Here is a 261-nt window from a genome sequence, read left to right as displayed (position 1 = left end):
CGCTGGGCATGACCAGCACGCATTTCATCGAGCCCACCGGCCTATCCAGCAACAACGTGTCGTCGCCGCACGACCTGGCCCGCCTGCTGCGCGCCGCGTCGCAGCGTCCGCTGATCCACCGCTACTCCACCGACACGGAGTACGACGTGGAGATCAACAACCGCACCCAGACGTTCCGCAACACCAACCTGCTGGTGCGCAAGCCGGACTGGGACATCAAGGTGTCCAAGACCGGCTACATCAACGAAGCCGGCGAATGCC

Annotated in this window: 1 pseudogene; it reads left to right on the top strand. The window is 64.4% G+C overall.

Going from position 1 to position 261, the window contains the following annotated elements:
• Nucleotides 1-261: pseudogene (locus SB751_RS32010) on the top strand (D-alanyl-D-alanine carboxypeptidase); the annotation flags it as partial.

The organism is Cupriavidus sp. SIMBA_020, assembly GCF_046535395.1.
Taxonomy (GTDB): domain Bacteria; phylum Pseudomonadota; class Gammaproteobacteria; order Burkholderiales; family Burkholderiaceae; genus Cupriavidus; species Cupriavidus campinensis.
The sequence above is the reverse complement of the archived record's forward strand: the minus strand, read 5'-3'. Positions and strand labels throughout refer to the sequence as shown.